The sequence below is a fragment of the Streptomyces sp. NPDC107581 genome, assembly GCF_055657175.1.
In genome coordinates this window covers 430,321-454,549 of the sequence record NZ_JBVKBH010000002.1, presented here as the reverse complement: position 1 = coordinate 454,549, position 24,229 = coordinate 430,321, and the positions used below count along the sequence as shown (strand labels likewise).

At 72.4% G+C, this 24,229-nt stretch carries 19 protein-coding genes, 2 pseudogenes and 1 riboswitch; of the genes and pseudogenes, 17 read left to right on the top strand and 4 right to left on the bottom strand.

Translation table 11 applies throughout. The annotated features are described in order from the left end of the window. Positions 1-22: 22 nt before the first annotated feature. The 3 genes from ACZ7P3_RS05565 to ACZ7P3_RS05555 all read left to right on the top strand — a co-directional run bounded on the left by ACZ7P3_RS05565 (position 23) and on the right by ACZ7P3_RS05555 (position 4,585). Positions 23-2,107: an alpha-galactosidase gene (locus ACZ7P3_RS05565; protein ID WP_472079430.1), complete on the top strand. Its 2,085-nt coding sequence runs from the start codon at positions 23-25 to the stop codon at positions 2,105-2,107. A gap of 301 nt (positions 2,108-2,408) precedes the next feature. Next, positions 2,409-2,576: riboswitch (cyclic di-AMP (ydaO/yuaA leader) on the top strand. A 2-nt stretch (positions 2,577-2,578) separates the two neighbouring features. Further along, on the top strand, positions 2,579-3,538 hold the full coding sequence (locus ACZ7P3_RS05560) for a M23 family metallopeptidase (protein ID WP_472079115.1): 960 nt from the start codon (positions 2,579-2,581) through the stop codon (positions 3,536-3,538). A 261-nt stretch (positions 3,539-3,799) separates the two neighbouring features. Further along, positions 3,800-4,585 (top strand): SGNH/GDSL hydrolase family protein, encoded by a 786-nt coding sequence (locus tag ACZ7P3_RS05555; protein WP_472079429.1) that lies wholly within the window; start codon positions 3,800-3,802, stop codon positions 4,583-4,585. A 207-nt stretch (positions 4,586-4,792) separates the two neighbouring features. Here ACZ7P3_RS05555 and ACZ7P3_RS05550 read toward each other — a convergent pair whose 3' ends face one another. Then, positions 4,793-5,413 (bottom strand): TetR/AcrR family transcriptional regulator, encoded by a 621-nt coding sequence (locus ACZ7P3_RS05550; protein WP_472079114.1) that lies wholly within the window; start codon positions 5,411-5,413, stop codon positions 4,793-4,795. 339 nt (positions 5,414-5,752) lie between these two features. Then, positions 5,753-6,931 carry a glutamate dehydrogenase gene (locus tag ACZ7P3_RS05545; RefSeq protein WP_472079113.1) on the bottom strand — a complete coding sequence of 393 codons (1,179 nt, stop codon included), beginning with the start codon at positions 6,929-6,931 and terminating at the stop codon, positions 5,753-5,755. Between the two features lie 270 nt (positions 6,932-7,201). Here ACZ7P3_RS05545 and ACZ7P3_RS05540 point away from each other — a divergent pair, with 270 nt between their 5' ends. After that, positions 7,202-8,386, top strand: a complete 1,185-nt coding sequence (locus ACZ7P3_RS05540; protein WP_472079112.1) for an MBL fold metallo-hydrolase — start codon at positions 7,202-7,204, stop codon at positions 8,384-8,386. A 280-nt stretch (positions 8,387-8,666) separates the two neighbouring features. Here ACZ7P3_RS05540 and ACZ7P3_RS05535 read toward each other — a convergent pair whose 3' ends face one another. After that, complete coding sequence (locus ACZ7P3_RS05535) at positions 8,667-10,478, bottom strand: MOSC domain-containing protein (RefSeq protein ID WP_472079111.1); 1,812 nt, start codon at positions 10,476-10,478, stop codon at positions 8,667-8,669. Between the two features lie 477 nt (positions 10,479-10,955). On the opposite strand from ACZ7P3_RS05535, the gene ACZ7P3_RS05530 reads away from it, so the two are divergent. The 13 genes and pseudogenes from ACZ7P3_RS05530 to ACZ7P3_RS05470 all read left to right on the top strand — a co-directional run. Continuing rightward, on the top strand, positions 10,956-11,825 hold the full coding sequence (locus tag ACZ7P3_RS05530) for an alpha/beta fold hydrolase (protein ID WP_472079110.1): 870 nt from the start codon (positions 10,956-10,958) through the stop codon (positions 11,823-11,825). 132 nt (positions 11,826-11,957) lie between these two features. After that, positions 11,958-13,409 carry a dihydrolipoyl dehydrogenase family protein gene (locus ACZ7P3_RS05525; RefSeq protein WP_472079108.1) on the top strand — a complete coding sequence of 484 codons (1,452 nt, stop codon included), beginning with the start codon at positions 11,958-11,960 and terminating at the stop codon, positions 13,407-13,409. Positions 13,410-13,872: 463 nt separating this feature from the next. After that, entirely contained in the window at positions 13,873-15,945 is a 2,073-nt protein-coding gene (locus ACZ7P3_RS05520) for a sensor histidine kinase (protein ID WP_472079107.1), read from the top strand. A gap of 74 nt (positions 15,946-16,019) precedes the next feature. Beyond that, on the top strand, positions 16,020-16,454 hold the full coding sequence (locus tag ACZ7P3_RS05515) for a roadblock/LC7 domain-containing protein (protein WP_472079106.1): 435 nt from the start codon (positions 16,020-16,022) through the stop codon (positions 16,452-16,454). A gap of 2 nt (positions 16,455-16,456) precedes the next feature. Then, positions 16,457-16,828 (top strand): DUF742 domain-containing protein, encoded by a 372-nt coding sequence (locus ACZ7P3_RS05510; RefSeq protein WP_472079428.1) that lies wholly within the window; start codon positions 16,457-16,459, stop codon positions 16,826-16,828. Beyond that, positions 16,806-17,405 (top strand): GTP-binding protein, encoded by a 600-nt coding sequence (locus tag ACZ7P3_RS05505; protein WP_472079105.1) that lies wholly within the window; start codon positions 16,806-16,808, stop codon positions 17,403-17,405. Before ACZ7P3_RS05510 ends, ACZ7P3_RS05505 begins: the two co-directional genes overlap by 23 nt. 61 nt (positions 17,406-17,466) lie before the next feature. Next, a complete protein-coding gene (locus tag ACZ7P3_RS05500; RefSeq protein WP_472079104.1) occupies positions 17,467-18,042 on the top strand; it encodes a GAF domain-containing protein in 576 nt (191 codons plus the stop codon). Between the two features lie 203 nt (positions 18,043-18,245). Next, entirely contained in the window at positions 18,246-19,274 is a 1,029-nt protein-coding gene (gene tdh, locus ACZ7P3_RS05495; RefSeq protein WP_472079103.1) for an L-threonine 3-dehydrogenase, read from the top strand. A gap of 38 nt (positions 19,275-19,312) precedes the next feature. Beyond that, positions 19,313-20,506 (top strand): glycine C-acetyltransferase, encoded by a 1,194-nt coding sequence (locus ACZ7P3_RS05490; protein ID WP_472079102.1) that lies wholly within the window; start codon positions 19,313-19,315, stop codon positions 20,504-20,506. 31 nt (positions 20,507-20,537) lie between these two features. Then, positions 20,538-21,461 (top strand): LysR family transcriptional regulator, encoded by a 924-nt coding sequence (locus ACZ7P3_RS05485; protein WP_472079101.1) that lies wholly within the window; start codon positions 20,538-20,540, stop codon positions 21,459-21,461. A gap of 285 nt (positions 21,462-21,746) precedes the next feature. After that, positions 21,747-22,025, top strand: a pseudogene (locus ACZ7P3_RS05480) (helix-turn-helix domain-containing protein); the annotation flags it as partial. 136 nt (positions 22,026-22,161) lie between these two features. Then, positions 22,162-22,521: an MmcQ/YjbR family DNA-binding protein gene (locus ACZ7P3_RS05475; protein WP_472079100.1), complete on the top strand. Its 360-nt coding sequence runs from the start codon at positions 22,162-22,164 to the stop codon at positions 22,519-22,521. Between the two features lie 4 nt (positions 22,522-22,525). Beyond that, positions 22,526-22,993 (top strand): annotated as a pseudogene (locus ACZ7P3_RS05470) (MFS transporter); the annotation flags it as partial. Between the two features lie 285 nt (positions 22,994-23,278). Here the strand turns inward: ACZ7P3_RS05470 and ACZ7P3_RS05465 are convergent. Continuing rightward, positions 23,279-24,199, bottom strand: a complete 921-nt coding sequence (locus ACZ7P3_RS05465) for a transketolase family protein (RefSeq protein WP_472079099.1) — start codon at positions 24,197-24,199, stop codon at positions 23,279-23,281. Positions 24,200-24,229 lie beyond the last annotated feature (30 nt).

Genomic DNA, 24,229 nt, shown 5'->3' with positions numbered 1-24,229 from the left:
TGTTGGCACCTGTGAGGTCTCGATGGCGGACATCGCCCAGAACGGTCGCACGTGGCTCCTGTCGGGGCCCACCAGCAGCTATGCGCTGCATCTCACCGATGCCGACGAACTGCTGCACCTCCACTGGGGACCGCGGATCACGCCGGCCGACGCCGAGGCCTTGGCGGTGAGTCCGCTGCCCGCCTACTGGCCCTTCGAGTCCCCGCTCGACGGCCGCGAGGAGTACCCCGTCGAGGGCGGCCCCCGCTTCGTCCGCCCGGCCCTGTCCGTGCGCACCGAGGAGCGGCGCGGCACCGAATGGCGTTTCGTGGCCGGCGACACCGCAGGCGACGCCGGCGACGAGGAACTGCGGCTGCGCTTCGACGACGACGGGATCGCCGTCACCCTGCACTACCGGATGCGCGAGGACGTCGTGGAGCGCTGGGTGACCGTGGAGAACGGCGGGCACGCGCGCGTGGAGCTGCTGCGTGCCGACGCCGCCACCTGGACCCTGCCCGACCGCGAGGACTGGCGGCTGTCCCAGCTGCACGGCCGCTGGGCCGCCGAGTCCCTGCTCGCGACCGCCCCCCTCGCCCGCGGCGAGACGGTCATCGGCAGCCGCCGCGGCCACACCGGGCACCAGCACCTGCCCTGGGTGGCACTGGACACCGACGCCACCGAGGAGCGCGGCGAGGTCTACGGCTGTGCGCTCGGCTGGTCCGGCTCCTGGCGGATCGCGGTCGCCCAACTCCCCGACGCGCGCGTGCAGATCACCGGCGGCGCCGGCCACGACGACTCGGGTCTGCTGCTCCTGCAGCCGGGGGAGTCGTACACCACCCCCGTCTTCGCGGGCCTGTGGAGCGACGGCGGCTTCGGCGGGGCCAGCCGCGCCTGGCACGCCTACCAGCGGGTGCATGTCGTCCCGGGCGCGGAGCAGGACCGGCCGGTGCTGTTCAACTCCTGGGAGGCGACCAACTTCGACATCTCCGAGGAGCAGCAGGCCGCCCTCGCGCGGCGGGCCGCCGGGATCGGCGTCGAGCTGTTCGTCGTGGACGACGGCTGGTTCGGCGCCCGCACCAGCGACCACGCCGGACTCGGCGACTGGACACCCAACCCCGACCGCTTCCCGCGCGGCCTCAAGCCCCTCGCCGACCGGGTGCACGAGCTCGGCATGCAGTTCGGCATCTGGGTCGAGCCCGAGATGGTCAACCCGGACAGCGACCTCTACCGCGCCCACCCCGACTGGGTGCAGTACCGACCGGGACGGAAGCGGACGGAATTTCGCCACCAGCTCGTCCTCAATCTCGCCCGCGAGGACGTCCAGGAGTATCTCTGGGAGCAGCTGGACACCCTTCTGTCCAGCGCCCCGATCGACTATGTGAAGTGGGACTTCAACCGCTGCTTCACCGACGCCGGCTGGCCCGGGGAGCCGTACCCGCAGCGCCTGTGGGTCGACCACGTCCGCGCCCTGTACGCCCTGCTGGACCGGCTGCGCGCCGCCCACCCCCAGGTGGCCTTCGAGTCCTGCTCGGGCGGCGGCGGCAGGATCGACCTCGGCGTGCTCGGCCGTACCGACCAGGTGTGGACCTCCGACAACACCGACCCGCTCGACCGGCTCGCCATCCAGCACGGATTCAGTCAGATCCATCCCGCGCGGGTCATGGCGGCCTGGGTCACCGACAGCCCGAACACACAGCTCAACGGGCGGGCCAGCTCGCTGCGGTTCCGCTTCGTCAGCTCGATGGCCGGGGTGCTCGGAGTCGGCGGCGACCTCACCGAGTGGGCCGCGGAGGAACTGGCCGAGGCCCGGGAGTGGGTGGCTCTCTACAAGGAGATCCGCCCGGTCGTCCAGCGCGGCGACCTCTACCGGCTGCGGCCCCCGGCGGGCGGCCTGAGCGCCGTCCAGTACGTCCTCGGGGGCGAGACCGTGGTCCTCGCCTGCCTCCAGGCGCAGCATTACGGCGAACCGGTACCGGCGGTGCGGCTGCGCGGTCTCGACCCGACCGCATCGTATGAATGTCGTGAAACGGGAGAAATCCACCGCGGGGCCGTTCTCCTGCACCACGGGCTGCGCACCGGACTGCGGGGCGACCTGGATGCGACGGCTCTCCGGCTGCGCCGCATCTGAATCGTCTGTCCGAATTGATGCTTTCATTCCAACTCGGTCTGGAATGGGAAGGTGTGGCGAGTCGGCGCGTGAGGAGCGTCATATCCGTGACCGTGTGTCGCGGGTCATGTCCACGTAATTCTCATGTGTGTGCGGGAAATTGAAAGAGGACTGGAAAGGGGAATTCACGGAGGGTGACCGGGAATTCCCGAATTCGATCAGCTGGGACGGGGACGCCGGGAACCAGCTGCTTGTCCGGGTGCGTCCTGCTCGCTTACGTTCGCCATCAATCCGGACGGAACGCCGAATCCTGCCGCCGCCCGGAGTCCCCACACCCATGACCCGTGCACGGCAGGAGCGGGGGACCCACCAGGTACGACAGCCTGTCCCGGTCTCCGCGACAGGCTTGGGGTGCAGCCGCGCACCGCGCGGCCGGACAGCTCCAGTCCGAACCCGACAGCTCACCTCGCAGGCGCCGGAGAGGAATGCTCCATGCCCGCGAAGGGTAAGCACCGACGCCCGAAGACCCGGCGTTTCACCCGCTCGATCGCCGTCGCCGGAACCGGTGGCGCCGCGCTGGCTCTGCCGCTCATGGGGGCCGCCGGAGCGCACGCGGCGACCTCGCAGTCCGTTTCCGGAAAGGCCGTGCAGTCCCTTCCGAACGTGGAAAAGGCGGCCGCGAAGTCGGCCGGCGCGCAGCAGAATTCGGGCGTACGCGTCTACACGGTGAAGTCCGGCGACTGGCTCGCGAAGATCGCCGACGAGCAGAACGTCGGCGGCGGCTGGCACCGGCTCTACGCGGACAACCGGCAGGCCGTCGGTGAGAACCCCTCACTGATCCACCCGGGTCTGAAGCTGTCGCTCGGCGGGAAGGCCGCCCCGGCCCACGCCGAGCCCGCACGGCCCTCGCGGACGCCGCAGCCCCCGAAGTCCACGCAGACTCCGCAGCCTTCGGGCTACGGCTCGCAGGCCCCCGGGTCCGACGCCTCCGCGCACCCGTCCCAGGCCGGCCGGACCTCCGGGCCCGCCGCCACCCCCGACACCGGTTACACCCTTCCGGTCACCGGCGCCACCGTCGGCACCGGCTACCACGTGGCCGGCAGCATGTGGTCCAGCGGCTACCACACGGGCGTCGACTTCGTCGTCCCGACCGGCACCCCCGTCAAGGCCGTCGCCGCCGGCACCGTCGTCTCCGCCGGGTGGGGCGGCGCCTACGGCAACCAGGTCGTCATCAAGCTGAACGACGGCTACTACGCCCAGTACGCCCACCTCTCCCAGCTCTCCGTCTCGGCCGGCCAGACCGTGACCGAGGGCCAGCAGCTGGGCCTGTCCGGTGCAACCGGCAACGTGACCGGCCCGCACCTGCACTTCGAGATCCGCACCACGCCGAACTACGGCTCGGACGTGGACCCGGTCGGCTACCTCCGCTCGCACGGCGTCGCTGTCGGCTGAGCCACCGGCGACTCCCGCACCACCACCTGCCTGACACGCAGCCGAAGGCCGGACCCGGTCCCCGGGTCCGGCCTTCGGTGTCGCATACGCTCGGCTCGGACCGTCAACGCCTGTGACCAGGGCCTTATTCCAGGGTTGGCCGACTATTTAGAAGTGTCTTATCTCACCGTTCGTCAACCCCGTATTACGGTCGCGTAGGTCACATCCGAAGGTGAATCATGGTCCGACGTGGCAGACGATTCGAAGAGTGACAACACATCAGTGATCGGGTCGTACGTGGCGGTGGGGGACAGCTTCACCGAGGGCGTCGGCGACCCCGGGCCCGACGGGGCATTCGTCGGCTGGGCCGACCGGTTCGCGGTACTGCTCGCCGACCGGAGACCCGAGGGCGACTTCGTGTACACGAACCTGGCGGTGCGCGGAAAGCTGCTCGACCAGATCGTGGCCGACCAGCTCCCGAAGGCCGCCGAACTGGCCCCGGACCTGGTTTCCTTCTGCGCGGGCGGCAACGACATCATCCGGCCCGGCACCGACCCGGACGAGGTGGCCGAGCGCTTCGAGCGGGCCGTGGCCCAGCTCACCGAGGCGGTCGGCACCGTGCTGGTGACGACCGGCTTCGACACCCGTGGCGTCCCCTTGCTCAAGCATCTGCGCGGCAAGATCGCCACCTACAACGGGCACGTGCGCGCCATCGCCGACCGGTACGGCTGTCCCGTGCTCGACCTGTGGTCCCTCAAGTCCGTTCAGGACCGCAGGGCCTGGGACGACGACCGGCTGCACCTCTCGCCCGAGGGGCACACGCGCGTAGCGCTCAGGGCGGGCCAGGCCCTGGGCCTGCAGATCCCGGCCGACCCGGAGCAGTCCTGGCCGCCGCTCCCGGTCCGGGGCACCCTGGAGATCCGCCGTGACGACGTCCACTGGGCCCGCGAGTACCTCGTGCCGTGGATCGGCCGCCGGCTGCGCGGCGAGTCCTCCGGGGACCATGTGACGGCGAAGGGCACCCTGTCGCCGGACGACATCAAGATGCGGATCGCATCGGTGGCCTGAGGGCCCGCACGCGTGCCCCGTACCGCAGGCTCAGCGGTGCGGGGCACACGGGTGCGCCCACCCCGGTCCACGCACCGCCCGGATCTGCACACCGCCCCGGCACGCTGACCGCCTCGGCACGCTGACCGGTCCGGCAGGCTGAACGCCTCGGCAGGCTCACCGAGCCGGCAGGCCGACCGGCCCGGCACGCTGACCGCCCCGGCAGGCTCACCGCCCTGGTGCGGTCGACGCCTCCCGCTCCAGACCGAGTTCCCGGGCCAGGGCGTCGTCCACCCATACCTGCGCCCGCGCGCGCGGCACCGCGCCCGGATACGACGTCAGCTGCACGGCCAGCCCGTCCAGGAGCGCGGTCAGCCGCAGGGCCGCCCCCACCGGGTCGGCGCAGACGAACTCGCCCGCTGCCACGCCCTCCGCGATGACCTCGGTGATCGCCGCCTTCCACTGCTTGTCGAGGTCCCGGGTGACCTCCCGCAGGGCGGGTTCGCGCAGCGCGACCGCCCAGCCCTCGATCCACAGCCGCCAGCCCTTGGCCTGGCCCGTGGGCGCGTACCAGCGCACGGCCGCCCGCATCCGGCGCAGTGCGGACGTCCGCCGGCCCAGCAGCCCCCGCAGATGCGCCAGGTCGTCCTCGGCCGCGTGGGCGAACGCGGCGGCGACCAGCTTCTCCTTCGTCGAGAAGTGGTACAGAACCAGGGCGTTGCTCACACCGAGGGCGGAGGCCACGTCGGCGATCCTGACCGCCGCCACGCCCCGCGCCTCGATCTGCTCGATGGCCGCCCGCAGCAGCTCTTCCCGCCGCTGCGCCACACTCAACCGCACTCTCGCCACGCGGTCACCCTATTCCGTCGGTGCGGGCGGTCCGAACGGATCTGCCTCCCATGGCCGGTTAGCACCCCCGCCTGAGCCGGTGCGCAGCCGCCGTCACCGGTACCGCCCGGAGCGGTCGGCGGGAGCAGTCGCCGTCACCGGTACCGCTCGGAGCGGTCGGCGGGAGCAGTCGCCGTAACCGGTACCGCTCGGAGCGGTCGGCGGGAGCAGTCGCCGTCACCGGTACCGCTCAAAACGGCCGACGAGAGCGGCCGCCGTCACCGGTACCGCTCAAAACGGCCGACGAGAGCGGCCGCCGTCACCGGTACCGCTCAAAACGGCCGACGAGAGCGGCCCCCGTCACCGGTACCACCCGAAGCGGTCGGCGATCACCGGCAGGCGGTCCGTCACCAGGGCGTGGGCGGCGGTGCGCGGGGTCGTCCCGTCGGTCTCCGCGCGGGCGAGCACCAGATCGATCAGGGCGCGCATCGAGCGGCGGATGTGCGCGAACGCCTCGGCCGCATCCGGACCGATGTCGCCGAACAGGGTCCACCACCACCATGCGTTCGTCCCGGAGTTGACCACCACGTCCGGCAGGACGGTGACCCCGCGCGCGGCGAGCAGCTCCTCCGCCTCGGGCCGGACCGGCATGTTCGCGGCCTCGACGATCCAGCGGGCGGTGATCCGCTCCTGGTTGGCGGTGTCGATCGCGTACGACACCGCCGCGGGCACCAGCACCTCCGCCCCGGCGGACAGCCAGGCGTCGCCGGGCAGTTCACGGTCGCCGGGGCGCAGGGCCGCGCGGTCGACGGTGCCGTAGGCGTCCCGGGTGGCCAGCAGGGCCTCGATGTCGAGTCCGGCCGGGTTGGCGACGGTGCCCTTGATGTCCGCGACGGCCACCACGGTGAGCCCTGCGCGCGCGAGGAAGCGCGCCGTGGCCCCGCCCATCGTGCCCAGCCCCTGGACGGCGACCCGGGTGCCCGGGTACGGCACCGACGCCCGGTCCAGGGCCGCGAGCACCGACTCCGCGACCCCGCAGCCGCCGGCCAGTTCGTCCAGGCCGATGCCGTCCACCTCGACCGCGAAGGCGTCCGCGAGCCGTCTGCGGGCGGCCGTCTCGTCGTCCAGCAGCGGATAGACGGCCTGGATCGAGGAGACCAGCCCCGCCTCGGCCGCCGCGCGGTCCACCAGGTCCTGGGTGAGGCCCAGATCCTCCCCGGTGGTCCAGAAGCTCTCGATGTGGGGCTTCATGGCGCGCAGGTAGCGCACCAGCAGCTCGTACGCCTGCGGGTCCTGCGGATCGCAGTCGATCCCGCCCTTGGCTCCACCGAGGGGGACGTAGCGGCCGTCCGGGTCGTAGTGCAGGGCCTCCTTCATCGTCATGCCGCGGGCGAGTCCGGCGACCTCCTGAAGGGTGCAGCCGGCCCGCATGCGCAGTCCGCCGCTGGCCACACCGCGCACCAGCCGGTCGACGACCAGGAAGCCCTGCCGGCCGGTGACGTGGTCGGTCCAGACGAGCGACATCAGGGGGGCGGTCATGGGTGCCTCCAGGGGCCACGCACAGGGTGGTCGGACGGGTAGCCGGGTGGCTCTACTGAACGGTGAGTCAGTATCCGGAGTTGCTCGGGGTGCTGTCAACGCGCAAGGGGAACGTGCGTGCGAGTATGGCGGGTGCCCGTCGGTCCGGGGGGCGGGGCCTCTTCCACGGGGACTCCGCAGGGGGCGCTCCGCCCAGACCCCTGCCCGTGACCGGCTTGTCGGAGGGGCCGACCATAATGGAGGACCCCAGCGACTCCATCTGGAGGTACCGTGACCGGTCTGCGTTCCCTGAGCTCCGGGCTCCGCGCGCTTCAGCCCGAGGCCTTCGGCGCGGAACCGAGCGGTGAGCGCCTCGCGCGCATCCGCCGTTCCCCCCACTTCAAGGACGGCGTGTTCCAGAACCCCGGCGGCGTCGCCCGCACCCGGCCCTCCGGCTCCACGCTGGACCTCGCCAAGGTGTTCTTCGACAAGGAGACACGGCTCCTGCGCGCCCCCCGCGGCACCGTCCCGGTGCACGCCACCACCCTCGCCGACCTGGCCAAACCGCCGGTCGGCGGAGTGCGGGTGACCTGGATGGGCCACTCCAGCGTGCTCGCGGAGATCGACGGCCACCGGGTCCTGTTCGACCCCGTCTGGGGCGAGCGCTGCTCCCCGTTCCCGTTCGTCGGGCCCAAGCGGCTGCACCCGGTGCCGCTGCCGCTGGCCGCCCTCGGACCGGTCGATGTCGTGGTGATCTCGCACGACCACTACGACCACCTGGACCTGCCCACGATCAAGGAGCTGGCCGGCACCGACACGGTGTTCGCCGTGCCGCTCGGCGTCGGCGCCCACCTCGAACACTGGGGCGTGTCCCCGGACCGGCTGCGCGAGCTCGACTGGCACGAGTCCACCCGGGTCGGCGGGCTCACCCTCACCGCGACCCCGGCCCGCCACTTCTGCGGCCGCGGTCTGCGCAACACCCAGCACACCCTGTGGGCGTCCTGGGTCGTCGCGGGCGAGGAACACCGGCTCTACCACAGCGGTGACACCGGCTACTTCGAGGGCTTCAAGGACATCGGCGCCGTGCACGGCCCGTTCGACGCCACGATGATCCAGATCGGCGCATACAGCGAGTTCTGGCCCGACATCCACATGACCCCCGAGGAGGGGCTTCGCGCCCACCTGGACCTGCAGGGCGGGATGCCGCACGGCGTACTGCTGCCGATCCACTGGGGGACCTTCAACCTCGCCCCGCACGCCTGGGCGGAGCCGGCGGAGTGGACGCTGGCCGCGGCCGACGCGGCCGGACAGGCGGTCGCCGTCCCCGTCGCGGGCCAGCCCTTCGAGCCTGCCGGCGACCTGCCCACGCGCCCCTGGTGGCGGGATGTGTCCCTGCCGCTGAACCGCAAGTGGCCCGTCCCGGAGATCGCCGCGGAGGCGACGCGTGACGAACTCGACCTGGTGGGCGAGGGCTGACCCGGGGTGTTGTCCGAGGGGCTGCCGGCGGACGGGTCGTGCATCGGCGGGCAGGGAGTACCGGTGCCGTGCGGGTGCCGGCGCACCGCCTCGATGCGGTACTCGACCTCGCGCCCGCTCCAGCCTCGATCCGGGCGGAGGAGGCCGGGCTGCTCGGTGGCGCGGCCGTAGCTGAGCGGGCGCGGGTCCTCCTCGTACGGCAGGCAGCGCCGGCCCGGCACGAGCAGCAGCAGCCGTTCGTGGCCCACGGGACGGGTCCCGGCTCTCCGCCGCGGGACGGTCAGAGGTCGAGGACGGTTTCGGTCGTCGGCCGGCTGCAGCAGACGAGGACGGTGCCGGCCTCAGGGGGTTCGAGGGGCGGGACGGTATAGCTGATGTCACCCGACAGGAGGGGGGTGACGCAGGTGTGGCAGACACCGGTGCGGCAGGACCAGCGGGTGGGGATGTCACAGGCCTCGGCGAGTTCCAGCAGCGACTCGTGCCCGGGCGACCACGCGGTGGTGATGCCGCTGCGGGCGAAGGTGACGAGGGGGCCGGTGCCCGGTGGGCCGGGTGGCTGGTGCGGCCGGATGGCGGCCGTGGGCCTGACACCGGGGTTGATGGCGGCCAGGGCGCCGAACTGCTCCGTGTGGATCCGCTCGGGGCGCAGTCCGTGGTCGCGCAGATGGCCCCCGACGTCGTCCATGAAGGCGGTCGGGCCGCAGAGGTAGGCGTCGGCGTCGGCGGGAATGCCCATGGCCGCGAGGGAGGCGGCGGTCGGGCGGCCCTCGGTGAACCGGGGCCGGCCGGGCTGCGGGGCGGCTTCGGCGGTGTAGTAGATGTGCTCGTGGGCGTGCGGGAGCCGGGCCAGGAGCGCGCCTGCCTCGTCCGCGAAGACGTGATGGGCGCGGTCGCGGGCGACATGGACCCACCAGACGGGTCGTGGGTCCCGTACGGCCGCGAGCTGGTGGAGCATGGCGAGCACGGGGGTGGCGCCGATGCCTGCGGAGACGAGCACGACGGGGCGGCTGCCTTCGCCGAGCACGAACGTTCCGCGGGGGCCGGCGATGTCCACGAGGTCGCCGGGGCGGAGCATGTCGTGGATGTGGCCGCTGACCTTCCCGTGGGGTTCGTGCTTGACGCTGATGCGGTAGGTGCCGGCCGTCGGTGCGGAGGACAGCGAATAGCTGCGGACCGTGGGACCGGCGTCGCCGACGGTGAGCCGGATGGAGAGGTACTGGCCCGCACGGGCCACCGGCAGGGGAGTGCCGTCGGTGGTGTCGAGGTAGATCGATGAGACGGTGGGGGTCTCGGGCACGATGCGGGCGACGCGCATGGTCCTGAAGCCCGGCCACCCCGGCGCTTCTCCGGACTGCTCACCGCCGCCGGGTTCGCCGGTCCGTCCCTGCGCTTCTCCGGGCCGCTCGGCGCTGCCGGGTTCGCCCGGCCGTCCCGGTTGCCGCGCGGGCGGCCGGGCGGCGGCGAGTTCCCGGAAGGACTGCTGCCAACCGGGGCTGAGGGCAGGGATGTTCAGTGCTCTGCGCAGCTTCGCCGGGTCGCGGTCGGGGAGATAGAGCAGCGCGTCGGTGTCGGCGACGGTGAGCTCTTCGGGACCCTTGCGGGTCAGGGTGATCTCGTCCCCGGCCTGGACGTGGCCTTCGGTGAGGACGCGCAGGTAGAAGCCGGGGCGATGGTGGGCCACCAGAAGGGCGGCCATGGTCGGTTCGCCCAGGCGCATGCCCACGCGGTAGCAGGTGACGCGTGGCTGGGTGACCTCGAACTCGGCCTCGCCGATGCGGTACCGGTCGCCGATGCACACGTCGTCGTCCGGCAGCCCGTCCACGGTGAAGTTCTCCCCGAAGCTCCCGAAGGCCAGGTCGTCGCGGCCGAGTTGCTTCTGCCAGTACAGGTAGGACTGCAGCTGATAGACGAGTACGGCACGGATCTCACCGCCGTGTCCGGCCAGGTCTCCTTGGCCGTCTCCCTCGATGTTCAGCCGTCGCACCATCCGGGGGCCGTGCACGGGCGCCTTCCAGGCGCCGGTGCGGACGGTCCGCCCCTGCCAGGACACGTCCTTGGGCATCCCCACGTTGACGGACAGCAGCGTCGCCATCGCGGACCTCCTGCGGGTGGCCGACCGGGGTAGCCCCCATGACGCTGTGCTTGTGCGCTCGGCCGTGGCGCTGTGCCTGTGCGCTGGGGCCGATCCTAATTCCGGGCCGGTGCCGTCGCGATTGCGCAAGCTGCGCCCGGGGCGGCGGAGTGGCCGCGGCGCGCCGGCACATCGTCCGACACCACTGGCCTGCTCGGCTGCCCACGCCCACGCCCACGCCCATGCCCGTGCCCACGCCCATGCCCATGCCCACGCCCACGCCCGTGCTCGCGCCCATGCCCACACCCTTCGGCGGCGGTTGCGCTGGCAGGCGGCCGCTCCTCGGCGGAGGGTTTGGAGTGGGGCCACGTCCGCCGCGCGGGCGCGGGGCCATGCGACCACGACCGCTATCTAACTGACAAAAATATCTTGACAGGTTAGATGGGGCGTGTTCGACTGGCAATGTAACCAGTAAAGGCAGATAGAGAGGTTAGAGGCATGGTCTCCGCAGTCCACCACCGCACCGCCACCGTCGGGGGTCTCGAGGTCTTCTACCGGGAGGCCGGCGATCCGGAGTCACCAGCCGTTCTCCTCCTCCACGGCTTCCCGACCAGCTCGCACATGTTCCGCCACCTGATCCCGGCGCTCGCCGACCGCTACCACGTGATCGCCCCCGACCACATCGGGTTCGGCCAGTCCGCCATGCCCGCCCTGCAGGACTTCCCGTACACCTTCGATGCCCTCACCGAGGTCACCTCCGGTCTGCTGCAGCACCTGGGCGTCGACCGGTTCGCGATGTACGTCCAGGACTATGGCGCCCCCATCGGCTGGCGGCTCGCGCTGAAGGCCCCGGACCGCGTCACCGCGATCATCACCCAGAACGGCAACGCCTACGAGGAAGGCTTCGTCAAGCCGTTCTGGGACGGCGTCTTCGCCTATGCCGAGGCCCCGGGACCGGACACCGAGGCCCCCATGCGAGGCGCCCTGACCCCCGAGGTCACCCGATGGCAGTACGTGAACGGAGTCGCCGACCCCAGCCTGGTCAGCCCCGACAACTGGGTCCACGACCAGGCACTGCTGGACCGCCCCGGAAACGACGAGATCCAGCTCAAGCTCTTCCGCGACTACCCCACCAACGTCGATCTCTACCCCCGGGTGCACCAGTACTTCCGTGATGCTGGGGTCCCGCTGCTGGCGGTCTGGGGAGCGAACGACGAGATCTTCGGCCCCGAGGGCGCCAAGGCGTTCAGCCGCGACCTGCCCGACGCCGAGATCCACCTGCTCGAGTCCGGGCACTTCGCCCTGGAGAGCCACTTCGGGGACATCACGGAGCACATCCGCGACTTCCTCGGCCGCGTCCTCGCCTGACGCGCAGGGGGCGGAGCCGGGCACCGAGCGGGACCGGGGTGAGCGTTCCATTGCCGCTCACCCCGCTGATGGAAACAGCTGTGACCAGCCCTGATTGCGATGTCACCAGCCCCGATTGCGATGTGAGAGAAAATGAGCGAAACAAGCGACAACCAGGCAGGCGGCAGCTACGACGTCGTCGTGCTGGGTGCCGGCCCGGTCGGCCAGAACGTCGCCGACCGCGCCCGCGCCGCGGGCCTCTCGGTAGCCGTGGTGGAGCGCGAACTCGTGGGCGGTGAATGCTCCTACTGGGCCTGCGTCCCCAGCAAGGCTCTGCTGCGGCCGGTCATCGCGGTCGCCGACACCCGCCGTGTGGACGGCGCCCGGCAGGCCGTCACCGGCCGGCTCGACACCGAGCGGGTCTTCGCCCGCCGCAACCGCTATGTCACCGACTGGGACGACACCGGCCAGGCCGAGTGGGTCAAGTCCATCGGCGCCGACCTCTTCCGCGGCCACGGACGGATCGACGGGCCGCGCCGTGTCACCGTCACCCGGGACGACGGCGCACGACAGACCCTCACCGCCCGCCACGCGGTGGCCGTCGCCACCGGCAGTCTGCCGGTGCTGCCGGACATCCCGGGCATCGAGGAGGCCAGGCCCTGGACCAACCGGCACGGCACCGACTCCAGTGCCGTGCCCGCGCGGCTCGCCGTCATCGGCGGCGGCGGGGTCGGCGTCGAGATGGCGACCCTCTGGCAGGGCCTCGGTTCCCGCGTCACCCTGCTCGTCCGCCGGGGCCTGCTCCCGCGCATGGAGTCCTTCGCGGGCGAGCTGATCGCCCGCGGCCTCACCGAGGGCGGCGCCGACGTGCGGACCGGCGTGCAGGTCACCGCCCTGCGCCGCCCGGATCCCGGCGGCCCCGTCACCCTGACCCTGGACGACGGCAGCGAACTGGAGGCCGACGAGGTCCTCTTCGCCACCGGCCGCACACCCGCCACCGGTGACATCGGACTGGACACCGTCGGCCTCACCCCCGGCTCCTGGCTGGACGTGGACACCACCTGCCTGGTCGACGGCGTCGACGGTGAGTGGCTCTACGCGCTCGGCGACGTCAACCATCGCGCTCTCCTCACCCACCAGGGCAAGTACCAGGGCCGGACCGCGGGCGACGCGATCGGCGCCCGTGCCGCGGGCCGGCCGGTGGACGACGCACCGTGGGGCGACCACGCCACCACCGCCGACCAACACGCCGTGCCCCAGGTCTTCTTCACCGACCCCGAGGCGGCGGCGGTGGGCCTGACCGCCGATCAGGCGGCCGCCGCCGGCCACCGCACCAAGACCGTCGACGTCGCCTTCAACGCCGCACAGGGTGCCAACCTGTACGCCGACAACTACCAGGGCCGCGCCCGGATGGTCGTCGACCTCGACCGCGAAGTCCTGCTCGGCGTCACCTTCGTCGGCCCGGGCGTCAGCGAACTCCTGCACTCGGCGACCGTCGCGGTCTCCGGTGAGGTCCCGCTCAAGCGGCTGAGGCATGCCGTCGCCTGCTTCCCGACCGTCAGCGAGATCTGGCTGTTCCTCCTCGCCGCCTACCAGCGCGACTGAGGCCCCCTCGGCCCGCCGGGACATCCGGTGACAGGCTCCCCGCGGCAGTGACGGGCGCGGCATGCCTCTCTTCCGGCTTCCGACGGCACGCTCGTCAGGCCTGGGGTCAGGCCATAGCTGACACTCTCCGTGACAATTTCGGAGTGCGGGGCGGTGGCGGCCCGGGCGCTCCGGTGGGCGCGGCAGGCGGGCCCGCCGTCGGAACGCGGGTGCGCGGCGGCGGGCGGAGGGCTGCGCGCGGGAGAGTCTCCCCTCGCCCCCGCGACCGCTTTTGACCAGGTCGTATCGATCTCTTTCGAGTTGGATCCGTGTCGGCGGCAGGGTTATCGGGCTGTCGTACGAAGCCTCATACCAGAGCGGGACCCTCCCCGGGTGACTTTGTCAACTGCCCACCGCACATGATGCGCAGGCGACTACTGTGAGTGTCCGGATGGCAGCCCGACGGACCAGTACGAGGACGCAGATGTCTTACCTCCGTGCACCGGCCACCCGTGCCGACCGCCGAGAGGGCGGCCGGCACGGGAGACCGGTCGCCCGACCCGCTCCCGCACTGCCCGAGAGGCACATACGGCCTCATCTCATGCGGCTCGCCGTGCTTCCGCCCGTCGCGGTGGCGCTCAGTGCCAGCGCGGCCGTGCTGTTCACCGTCCGCTCCACCGGTGCACGCCCCGGTCTCACCCTGTGGACCGTGCTCGCCGGAGCGGTCACGGTGACCGTCGCGGGCATCCTGATCGCGGCCGTCGCCGCGGACCGCGCCGCCCGCTCGGTCCGTGACCGCGTCGACGCCCTGCGCCACGGCGCCGCCCGCAGCGAGGCCGACCTGCGCGCCCTCGTCGAGGCCCTGCGCCGCGGGGAGACGCCGCCGCAACGGGGGCAGCGCCGCCGCGCGCCGGAGGACGCCGACGACTTCGAACTGCTCGCCGCGGACCTGGCCCGGGCGTACGACGGCGCCGTCACCGCCGTCGTACAGGCCGCCCAGCTCTCCAGCCAGGCCGGCAGCGAGCAGAAGCTGGAGGTGTTCGTCAACCTCGCGCGGCGGCTCCAGTCCCTGGTGCACCGGGAGATCTCGATCCTCGACGAGCTGGAGAACGAGATCGAGGACCCCGACCTGCTCAAGGGCCTCTTCCACGTGGACCACCTCGCCACCCGCATCCGGCGGCACGCCGAGAACCTCGCCGTGCTCGGCGGCGCGGTCTCGCGCAGGCAGTGGAGCAACCCGGTGAGCATGACGGAGGTGCTGCGCTCGGCCATCGCCGAGGTGGAGCAGTACTCCAGGGTCAAACTCGTACCCCCCATCGACGGCGAGCTGCGCGGCCATGCCGTCGCCGACGTCATCCACCTGCTCGCCGAACTCGTCGAGAACGCCACGGTGTTCTCCGCCCCGCACACCCAGGTGCTGCTCCGGGCCAACCTCGTCACCTCCGGGCTCGCCGTGGAGGTCGAGGACCGCGGGCTCGGCATGCCGGTCGGCGAGCAGAGCAAGATGAACGCCCTGCTCGCCGACCCGGACCAGGTCAACGTGGCCAGCCTGCTGGCCGACGGCCGTATCGGCCTCTACGTCGTCTCCCAGCTCGCCCGCCGGCACGGCATCAGCGTCCGCCTGCAGACCAACATCTACGGCGGTGTCCAGGCCGTACTCGTCGTCCCGCAGGCCCTGTTGGGCACGGCGCCGGGCGTACCCGGAGCCGTACCGCAGCCGCAGGGGCCGGCGCAGACCGCTCAGTCGCCGGTACCGCCTCCGCCGCCTCCGTCCGTGCATGCGGCGGACGGAGCGCGGGGGGCCATCGGTGACACCGGACCGGTCGAGAGCCTGCACGGCGTACCGGAGAGCCACCAGGGCCGAGCCACCACGCCGACCGGGGCGGGGACGACAGGGGCCGGCACGACCGGGGCCGGTACGGCGACCGGGCAGTGGGATGCGGCAGGGCCTGGCGGGACCGCACCGGCCCCGGGCACCGGCCGGCGGCGGCACGCGCAGCGCGGGACCGGCCGCGGCGACGGCGCCCAGAGCGGGGACGCGCAGCACGGCAGCGCGCAGAGCCCGGGCGCGCCGGACCCGCTCCCCGTGCGCGGTGCCCATGTGCAGCGGCCCAACCCCGCCGAGGCCCTGCCCGGCATCAGGGCCGAGGACCGGGCGGCGGTCGAGGCGCACGCGGGTACCGTGCCCACCCCGCGCGGCGGCACGGTGCGCGGCACCATGGGCAAGCCCCAACTGCCGCGCCGCCGCGCGCAGGAGCACATCGTGCCCCAGCTGCGCGGCGGTCCCGCACCCCGCCAGGACTGCGAAGCCGTGGCGGGCCACGACCCCGGTCTGATGGCGGCCTTCCAGCGCGGCATCGGCCTGGCCGAGGCACAACAGCACATGGACTCCGCCCCCATGGAGCCCGCGCACCGGGACGCCGGCCCCCTGGAGGCCACCCGTACGGACCCGAACCCCGGGGAAACGGCCCCCATACCCCAGGTGCACGCCCACGCGCCCGCATCCGAGGGCATCCACGACACCGGCCGGACCGACGGGAGCACACCGGCCCGATGACCACCCCCGTTTCCGAGCGCCTCCCCACCTCCGGCGCTCCCGCAGACCTTCGTACCCCAAGGAGTCGATCCACCATGGCGAGCGATGCGCCGACCGCCCAGGTATCCGACCTCGACTGGCTGCTGAGCGGCCTCGTGCAGCGCGTACCGCACACCAGCAGCGCGGTGCTCCTGTCCTGCGACGGACTGGTGAAGTCCATGCACGGCCTCGACCCCGACAGCGCCGACCACATGGCGGCCCTCGCCTCCGGGCTGTACTCCCTCGGCCGCAGCGCGGGCGTGCGGTTCGGCGACGGCGGGGAGGTCCGCCAGGTCGTCGTCGAACTCGCCTCGACCCTGCTGTTCGTCACCACAGCGGGTTCCGGCACCTGCCTGGCGGTGCTCGCCGGCCGCGAGGCCGACGCCGCCGTGCTCGGCTACGAGATGGCGATGCTGGTCAAGAGCGTCCGTCCCTATCTCGTGACCGCGCCCCGGCAGCACGCCGTCGATTCCACGGCGCTGAGGCCTTGAGCGTGGCCGCAGCCGGCGACGGGCCCTGGCTCGACGACGCGGCCGGGCGGCTGGTGCGCCCGTTCACGGTCAGCAACGGCCGCACCAAGCCCAGCGTCGCCCTCGACCTGATGTCGCAGGTGATGGCCACCGGTGTCACCCCGCTCGGCTACCTCGGCCCCGAGCACGCCCAGGCACTCGACCTGTGCCGCGCGCCCGTCTCGGTCGCCGAGGTGGCCGCGCATCTGAAACTGCCCGCGGTGGTCACCAAGGTGCTGCTCTCGGACCTCGTCGACTGCGGGGCGCTGACCACCAAGCCCCCCGTCTTCCACCACAACCCCACTGACCGGTCTCTGCTGGAGGCAGTGCTCGATGGACTACGACGACAGCTCTGACCCGTTCCCCACCGCGCTGAAGATCCTGGTGGCGGGCGGGTTCGGGGTCGGCAAGACGACCTTCGTGGGAGCGGTCAGCGAGATCGCCCCGCTGAGCACCGAGGAACTGCTCACCACGGTCAGCGCCGCCACGGACAACCTCGACGGCATCGAGAACAAGGTCGAGACCACGGTGGCCATGGACTTCGGCCGGATCACCCTCGATCCGGAGCACGTCCTGTACCTGTTCGGCACGCCCGGGCAGGAGCGGTTCTGGTTCATGTGGGACGAGCTCTCGGAAGGGGCGCTGGGCGCGGTGATCCTCGCCGACACCCGCCGCCTGGAGGAGTGCTTCGCGGCCGTGGACTTCTTCGAGGAGCGCGGCCTCGCCTTCATCGTGGCGATCAACGAGTTCGACGGCGGCTACCGCTACGACCCGGAGGAGGTGCGCGCGGCCCTCGACCTGGATCCCCAGATCCCCGTCGTCTGCTGCGACGCCCGCATCTCCAGTTCCGGTGTGCAGACCCTGCTGACCCTCGTGCGCCACCTCATCGCCCACGCCCCCGCGCCCGCGCCGAGCCACGGCGCCCACATGTGACCCAGCCACACCGCCCACGGAGGCGCCATATGAGGTTTGCCCACAGCGACGGAGCCCGGCCATGAGCTACGAGCCGCCCCGGCCGGTCCGTGGTCTGCTGCTCACCCCCGAGGACAAGGAGGCACCCGCCCGCACCTCCCGACTGCGCCGACTCGGCCTGGGGGAGCGGCCCGAACCGGCCCTCGACGCCTTCGCGGACCATCTCGCCCGGCTCACCGGAGCGCCGTACGCCATGGTCAACTTCATCGGCGAGGACCACCAGTTCTTCGCGGGCCTGCGCACCCCGGTGACCGCGCCGGTGGTCCGGGAGGACGGCAGCAGACCCGAGGTCGGCCGCGTCCTGCCGCGCGACCACGGCTTCTGCCCCCATGTGGTGGTCCGCCGCAAGGCCCTGGTGCTGGAGGACGTCCGCGACTACCCCCGCTTCGCCGGGAACCCGGTCGTGGACGAGTACGGCATCCGGTCCTATCTCGGCGCGCCGCTCATCGACAGCTCGGGCATGGCGCTGGGCACCGTGTGCGCCTCCGACATCGCGCCCCGTGCCTGGGGGAGGTCCGGACTGGAGACCATCAAAGCCATGGCCGCCGAACTCGTCACCCATCTGGACCGATCCGTGGACGACGGACTGCCGCTCTGATCGACGGGCGCACGCGAGCGACGGCGCAGGGGCCGCAGGGGAAAGCCGAGGGCGTGAAGGAAAGCTGAGACGGCGGTTAAGAAAAGCTCGATGGACCAGGGCTCGCGGATACGGCAGATTGCAGGGTGATTCCACCCCTCTGACCCGGCGCGGGCTCCTTCGGCGTACCCGCGGCCGGGACCTCACCCACGGGAGTCGTTGCGTTGAAGGCGCTGGTCAAGGAGAAGGCGGAGCCCGGTCTGTGGCTCGCGGACGTCCCGGAGCCGGCCGTCGGTCCCGGAGACGTACTGATCAAGGTCATGCGGACCGGTATCTGCGGCACCGACCTGCACATCCGGGCCTGGGACGGCTGGGCGCAGCAGGCCATCAGCACGCCGCTCGTGGTCGGGCACGAGTTCGTCGGACAGGTGGTCGAGACCGGCCGCAACGTCACCGACATCCGGGTCGGTGACCTGGCCAGCGGCGAGGGCCACCTGGTCTGCGGCAAGTGCCGCAACTGTCTGGCCGGCCGCCGCCATCTGTGCCGCGCGACCGTCGGCCTCGGCGTCGGCCGGGACGGCGCGTTCGCCGAGTACGTCGCGCTGCCCGCGTCCAACGTCTGGGTGCACCGGGTCCCGGTCGACCTCGACGTCGCCGCGATCTTCGACCCGTTCGGCAACGCCGTGCACACCGCGCTGTCCTTCCCGCTGGTCGGCGAGGACGTCCTGATCACCGGTGCCGGTCCGATCGGCCTGATGGCGGCCGCCGTGGCCCGCCACGCCGGTGCCCGCAACGTCGTCGTCACCGACGTCAGCGAGGAGCGCCTGGACCTCGCCCGCAAGATCGGTGTCAGCCTCGCCCTGAACGTCTCCCGGTCCACGATCGCCGACGGACAGCAGGAGCTGGGGCTGCGCGAGGGCTTCGACATCGGCCTGGAGATGTCCGGCCGCCCCGAGGCCATGCGGGAGATGATCGCCAACATGACGCACGGCGGCCGGATCGCCATGCTCGGCCTGCCCGCCGCGGAGTTCCCGGTCGACTGGTCCCGGATCGTCACCTCGATGATCACCATCAAGGGCATCTACGGCCGCGAGATGTTCGAGACCTGGTACGCGATGTCCGTGCTGCTGGAAGGCGGCCTGGACCTCGCCCCCGTGATCACCGGCCGGTACTCCTACCGCGACTTCGAGGCGGCCTTCGCCGACGCGGCCGGCGGCACCGGCGGCAAGGTCATCCTGGACTGGACCGCGTAACCCCCGTCTTCCGTCAGCACCTTCACAGGAGTCCCCTCATGTTCCACTCCGTCCGCGACGACCTGCGCGCCACCCTGGACGAGATCCGCGCCGCCGGCCTGCACAAGCCCGAGCGGGTCATCGGCACCCCGCAGTCCGCGACCGTCGGCGTCACCGCCGGCGGCCGCCCCGGCGAGGTCCTCAACTTCTGCGCCAACAACTACCTCGGCCTCGCCGACCACCCCGAGGTGATCGCCGCCGCCCACGAGGCCCTGGACCGCTGGGGCTACGGCATGGCCTCCGTGCGCTTCATCTGCGGCACCCAGGAGGTGCACAAGGAGCTGGAGGCGCGGCTGTCCGCGTTCCTCGGCCAGGAGGACACGATCCTGTATTCCTCCTGCTTCGACGCCAACGGCGGTGTCTTCGAGACCCTGCTCGGCGAGGAGGACGCGGTCATCTCCGACGCGCTCAACCACGCCTCCATCATCGACGGCATCCGCCTGTCCAAGGCCCGCCGCTTCCGCTACGCCAACCGCGACCTCGCGGACCTGGAGACCAAGCTCAAGGAGGCGCAGGACGCCCGCCGCCGGCTGATCGTCACCGACGGCGTCTTCTCCATGGACGGCTACGTGGCCCCGCTCGGCGAGATCTGCGACCTCGCCGACCGCTACGACGCGATGGTCATGGTCGACGACTCGCACGCCGTCGGCTTCGTCGGCCCGACCGGCCGCGGCACCCCCGAGCTGCACGGCGTCATGGACCGCGTCGACATCATCACCGGTACCCTCGGCAAGGCCCTGGGCGGCGCCTCCGGCGGCTATGTCGCCGCCCGCGCCGAGATCGTCGCACTGCTGCGCCAGCGCTCCCGCCCGTACCTGTTCTCGAACACGCTCGCGCCGGTGATCGCCGCCGCCTCCCTCAAGGTCCTGGACCTGCTGGAGTCCGCCGACGACCTGCGCGTCCGCCTCGCCGAGAACACGGCGCTGTTCCGCAGCCGGATGACCGCGGAGGGCTTCGACGTCCTCCCCGGCGACCACGCCATCGCCCCCGTCATGATCGGTGACGCGGCCGAGGCGGCCCGTATGGCCGAACTGCTGCTGGAGCGGGGTGTGTACGTGATCGGCTTCTCCTACCCGGTCGTCCCGCAGGGCCAGGCCCGCATCCGGGTCCAGCTGTCCGCCGCACACTCCACCGAGGACGTCGACCGGGCGGTCGACGCCTTCGTCGCGGCCCGTGCGGAGCTGGCTGCCTGACCAGTGCCCGCACCTTGGGATAATTGACGGCATGATCGAGGCACGGCGGCTCCACATCCTCCGTGCGGTGGCGGACCACCGCACGGTCACCGCGGCAGCCGCCGCGCTCTACCTCACCCCCTCCGCCGTCTCCCAGCAGCTGGCGGCCCTGGAGCAGGAGACCGGTCACCGCCTGGTCGAGCGCGGCGCCAAGGGCGTGCGGCTGACCGCGGCGGGCGAGATCCTGCTCAGCCACACCAACGCGGTCCTCGCCCAGCTGGAGCGGGCCGAGGCGGAGCTGGCCGCCTACAGTGCGGGGGAGGCCGGTACGGTCACCGTGGCCGCCTTCGCGACGGGCATCGCCCAGGTGGTGGCGCCGGCGGTGGCCAGGCTCGCCACCTCTGCGCCCGGCATCCGCCTGCGCGTCCAGGACGCCGAGGGCGACGCGAGCCTGCCCATGGTCCTGGACCGGCAGGTGGACGTCGCGGTCGCCGTCGAGTACCGCGGCGCCCCGCCCGCCGACGACCCCCGGCTCACCTATGTGCCCCTGTACGCCGAGCCCTTCGACGCGGTCGTCCCGGTCGGCCACCGCCTCGCCGACGCCCCCGAGATCCCCCTCGCCGAACTGGCCAAGGATCCGTGGATCGGCCCCTACCCCGGCAATCCCTGCCACGACGTGGTCGTCCTGTCCTGCGAGAACGCCGGATTCCAGCCCCGCTTCGAACACTCCTCCGACGACTTCCGTGCCGTGGTCGCCCTCGCCTCGGCCGACGCGGGCGTGGCCCTCGTACCGCGCTCGGCCCTGCGCGGCATGGACTTCACCGGCGTGGTGGTCCGTCCCGTCGACGGCGTGGCCCCGACCCGCAGGGTCTTCGCGGCGATACGGCGAGGGGCCGAGGGGCACCCTCTGATCCGGCCGGTGCTGACCGCACTGGGGGAGGCCGCGCACGGCGAGGGGCCGAGGGGCACCCTCTGATCCGGCCGGTGCCGGCTGCACTGGGGGAGGCCCCGCGCGGCGAGGGGTGGAGGGACGCCCGCTGATCCGGCCGGTGCCGGCCGCACTGGAGGAGGCCCCGCGTGGCGAGGGGCCGAGGGGCACCCTCTGATCCGGCCGGTGCCGGCCGCACTGGGGGAGGCCGCGCACGGCGAGGGGGCGAGGGGCACCCTCTGATCCGGCCGGTGCCGGCCGCACCGGGGGAGGCCGCGCCGGCGTGCGGCTTCGGAAACGCGGCCGTCTCATATCCGGGATGGCGTCTCGGACATGACATCCGTGCCGGATGTGAAAACCGGGCTCCCGGACCCTGTCGACGCCCGGATCTGTGCCCGGCTGGCCGCACTCCGCGCCCAGCACGGCTGGACCCTCGGGGAGCTGGCCGAGCGCAGCGGAGTCAGCAGATCGACCCTGTCACGGGCCGAGCGCGCCGAGATCAGCGCCACCGCGGCCCTCCTCAACCGCCTCTGCCATGTCTACGGACGCACCATGTCCCAGTTGCTCAGCGAGGTCGAGGCGGAACCGGCCCCGCTGGTCCGGGCGGCCGAGCACCAGGACCCCCGCCGCCACCATCCCCGACTACGCGGCGAGCCCGTCCGGTGACCTGCGCCCGACGACCCTGTACTACAAGCGCGTGGGACCGCCGACCAGGTGACTGTCAGTGGCGCGGGCTAGCGTGCATGGCATGCCGGATGCCGAAGACGTTCGCCGAATCGCCCTGTCCCTGCCCGACACCACCGAGAAGACCGCCTGGAGCATGCCCACGTTCCGGGTGGCCGGGAAGATGTTCGCCACGCTCCCGGAGGACGAGACGTCCATGGCCGTGCGCTGCCCGAAGGAGGAGCGCGACGAACTGGTCATGGCCGAGCCGAAGAAGTTCTGGATCGCCGACCACGAGGCCCAGTTCGCCTGGGTGAGAGCGAGACTTGCCGCGCTGGAGGACGAGGACGAGCTGCGGGACATCCTCGCCGACTCCTGGCGCCAGGCCGCCCCGCCCCGACTCCTGGACGCCCACCCGGAGTTGGGCCGGCCCGGCGGTCACTGAAAATCCCTCGGCGGGAGCCGTGAACTCGCCCCTCGGCGCAGGCACCGTCGTGGGCGGTCTGCTCGCCCTCAGGCTGCGCACCCGCCACATGCTGCGGGCCGACGGGCTCGCCCTGTGCGCCTTCTTCGGCTTCCCGGCGGCCGTCGGCGCCGGGCTCGGCGTGCCGGCCATGGCGGCCGGGGCGGCGGTGGCCGGGGCCGGGATGTCGTTCTGGGGCGTGATGTGCGCGACCAGCGTGCAGACCCAGGTGCCGGCCGACGTCCTCAACCGCATCCACGCCTACGACGTGGCCGGCTCGCTCGCGATGATGCCCATGGGCCAGGCGCCGGCCGGCCCGGCGGCCGGAGCGCTCGGCGCCGACCACGTCCTGCTGGCCTCCGGCGCCACGAGCCTGCTGGTCGCCACGGCGCTGCTCTGCGTCCCCGCGATACGGGGCCTGGCCAGAGCCGACGCACAACCACCCACCCGCTGAGCCCGCGCCACGCTCACGCCTACCCGACGGGACGCGCAGGCGTTGGCGCGCCGAGTCGTTCCCACGCTCACCCCTACCCGACGGGACGCGCAGGCGTTGGCGCGCCGAGCCGTTCCCACGGTCTTGCCTGTTCGGCGGGGCGTGCGGGCGTTGGCGTGCTGAGTCGTTCTCACGCTCACCCCTGTTCGGCGGGGCGTGCGGGCGTTGGCGCCCCGAGCCGTTCCCACGGTCGCCCCCGCCCGGCTCGGCACTCAGGTGCTCTCACCCGCTGAGCCCGGGCCGCGGTCACGCCCGTACCGTTGTCCGTCCCGTCCCCACGAACCCACCGATCCGATCCCGCAGGCTGCGCGCGTCGAGCCCGTGTGCGGCCACATGCTCCTCGATCGTCCCGTACCGGCGCAGCTCACGGCGCCCGACGCCGAGCCCCAGCACCCGGTGCGGCACCTCGGTCAGCGCCTCGCTCACGGCCGCCGTCGACGTCCCCGCGAGATACGGCTCCACCAGCACGACGTCCGTGCCCGCCGCCTGCGTGGCCCGGCGCAGCGCGGCACCGTCGAAGGGCCGCACGGTCGTCGCGTAGAGCACGGTCACGTCCAGCCCTTCCGTGGCGGCGAGGACGGTGTCCAGCACGGGTCCGACCGCGACGACCACGCCGCCGCGCCCCTCGCGGACGGTCAGGAAGTGCTCTCCGTCGACCGCCTGCCCCTGCCGGTTGGCCTGTACGGAGAGCCGGACGTACACCTTGTCGTCCCCTGCCGCGACCGCTCGCCGCAGCAGCGTCTCGGCCTCGTCGGGATGCCCGGGCACATGCACGGTCCAGCCGTCCAGGGTGTCGAGCAGCGCCACGTCGCCGGGCGCCATGTGTGTGAAGCCGCCGGCCGGCCAGTCGAAGGAGGCGGCCGCGCTCACCAGTACCGCCCCGGCGTTCTGGTGCCCGAGATCCAGCTTGACCTGCTCGAAGGGCCGCTCCACCAGGAAGCTGGCGAAGGTGTGCACGACCGGCCTGAGCCCGGTGAGCGCCAGCCCGGCCGCGGTCCCGACCAGGAGCTGCTCACGGATGCCGACGTTGATCACCCGGTCCGGATGCCGGCGCACGGCCCCGGCGAAGCCGTCCTTGCCGATCTCGGCGAGGACCACAGCGACCCGCGGATCCTCGTCGAGCAGCCGGGAGACGACGGGGGCGAAACGGTCACGCATGGTGTCCATGAGGCTGGACCTTTCTGTGGAAGTGTCACG

Bases quoted from the DNA above. Each gene is read 5' to 3' on its own strand.
- ACZ7P3_RS05565 (WP_472079430.1), top strand. From the start codon at position 23: ATGGCGGACATCGCCCAGAACGGTCGCACGTGGCTCCTGTCGGGGCCC.
- ACZ7P3_RS05560 (WP_472079115.1), top strand. From the start codon at position 2,579: ATGCCCGCGAAGGGTAAGCACCGACGCCCGAAGACCCGGCGTTTCACC.
- ACZ7P3_RS05545 (WP_472079113.1), bottom strand. From the start codon at position 6,931: ATGACCGCCCCCCTGATGTCGCTCGTCTGGACCGACCACGTCACCGGC.
- ACZ7P3_RS05535 (WP_472079111.1), bottom strand. From the start codon at position 10,478: ATGGCGACGCTGCTGTCCGTCAACGTGGGGATGCCCAAGGACGTGTCC.
- ACZ7P3_RS05530 (WP_472079110.1), top strand. From the start codon at position 10,956: ATGGTCTCCGCAGTCCACCACCGCACCGCCACCGTCGGGGGTCTCGAG.
- ACZ7P3_RS05525 (WP_472079108.1), top strand. From the start codon at position 11,958: ATGAGCGAAACAAGCGACAACCAGGCAGGCGGCAGCTACGACGTCGTC.
- ACZ7P3_RS05520 (WP_472079107.1), top strand. From the start codon at position 13,873: ATGTCTTACCTCCGTGCACCGGCCACCCGTGCCGACCGCCGAGAGGGC.
- ACZ7P3_RS05515 (WP_472079106.1), top strand. From the start codon at position 16,020: ATGGCGAGCGATGCGCCGACCGCCCAGGTATCCGACCTCGACTGGCTG.
- ACZ7P3_RS05505 (WP_472079105.1), top strand. From the start codon at position 16,806: ATGGACTACGACGACAGCTCTGACCCGTTCCCCACCGCGCTGAAGATC.
- ACZ7P3_RS05500 (WP_472079104.1), top strand. From the start codon at position 17,467: ATGAGCTACGAGCCGCCCCGGCCGGTCCGTGGTCTGCTGCTCACCCCC.
- ACZ7P3_RS05490 (WP_472079102.1), top strand. From the start codon at position 19,313: ATGTTCCACTCCGTCCGCGACGACCTGCGCGCCACCCTGGACGAGATC.
- ACZ7P3_RS05485 (WP_472079101.1), top strand. From the start codon at position 20,538: ATGATCGAGGCACGGCGGCTCCACATCCTCCGTGCGGTGGCGGACCAC.
- ACZ7P3_RS05475 (WP_472079100.1), top strand. From the start codon at position 22,162: ATGCCGGATGCCGAAGACGTTCGCCGAATCGCCCTGTCCCTGCCCGAC.
- ACZ7P3_RS05465 (WP_472079099.1), bottom strand. From the start codon at position 24,199: ATGGACACCATGCGTGACCGTTTCGCCCCCGTCGTCTCCCGGCTGCTC.